The 1,200-nt window shown below is 56.7% G+C and carries 1 pseudogene; it reads left to right on the top strand.

Annotated features, from left to right (window positions below):
• A pseudogene (locus tag CFB45_RS38000) lies at window positions 1-1,200 on the top strand (IS3 family transposase); the annotation flags it as partial.

Here is a 1,200-nt window from a genome sequence, read left to right as displayed (position 1 = left end):
GGCTTGAAGAAGAAGTGCGAGCGCTACAGCGCAGAGTTCAAGTTGCTTGTACTGCAGCAAATGCGTAGCGAAGGGTTGTCAGCGCGTGAGACGGCTGCACGCTTCAACATTAGGAACCGTACGGCCATCGGCCAGTGGAAACGCCAGTATGATGAAGGCGGTATAGACGCACTGTCGCCGCGCCAGCGGGGGCGCCCCAGGAAGATGCCCAAGCCACCGCTCACGCCACCGCCGCTACCCGAGGACGATACGCGCTCCCGACAGGAACTACTCGACGAGTTGAACTTCCTGCGCATGGAGAACGCGTACTTAAAAAAGCTCGAAGCCTTGGCTCAAGCGCAGCAGCGATCAGCGCAACGCAAAAAGCGCAAATCGTGCTCGAGCTAAGGCAGCAATATCCGCTTGCGGGCTTGTTGAAGGTTGCCGGCTTGGCGCGCAGCACGTTCTACTATCATCAGAAATTGCTCGGAGCAGCCGACAAGTATGCCGATACAAGGGCAAGAATCTGCTCGCTGTTCGAACGGCACAAGGGCCGCTACGGCTATCGACGCATCACGCTCGCTCTACGTAATCTGGGACAGGTGATTAACCACAAGACTGTGGCGCGTCTGATGGGTGAGTTGCGGCTGAAGTCTTGTGTGCGCCCGAAGAAATACCGCTCCTACAAAGGTAGCGTCGGACGTGTTGCACCTCATGTTTTACAGCGTCGGTTCTACGCAAAGCGTCCGAACGAGAAGTGGGTAACGGATGTCACGGAATTCAACGTGGGCGGCCAGAAGCTGTACCTGTCACCAGTGCTCGATCTGTACAACGGCGAGATCATTGCTTATGAAACCGCGAGGCGCCCGGCGTTCGAGATGGTCAGCGCAATGCTTCGCAAGGCATTGGCGCGCTTGAAGTCACACGAGCGGCCTCTCTTGCATTCGGATCAGGGCTGGCAGTACCAGATGCCTGCGTATCGCCGCCTACTGCAGCAACGAGCGCTCACGCAAAGCATGTCGCGTAAAGGGAATTGCCTGGACAACGCCGCCATGGAGAGCTTCTTCGGCACGCTGAAATCCGAGTTCTTCCATCTGAATCGGTTCCGCAACCTGGACGAACTGCAAACCGGCTTGGCAAGCTACATCCACTACTACAATCACGACCGCATCAAACTGAAACTAAAAGGGCTGAGTCCCGTGCAATACAGAACTCAGCCCT

It is taken from the genome of Burkholderia sp. HI2500, assembly GCF_002223055.1.
GTDB lineage: Bacteria > Pseudomonadota > Gammaproteobacteria > Burkholderiales > Burkholderiaceae > Burkholderia.
The sequence above is the reverse complement of the archived record's forward strand: the minus strand, read 5'-3'. Positions and strand labels throughout refer to the sequence as shown.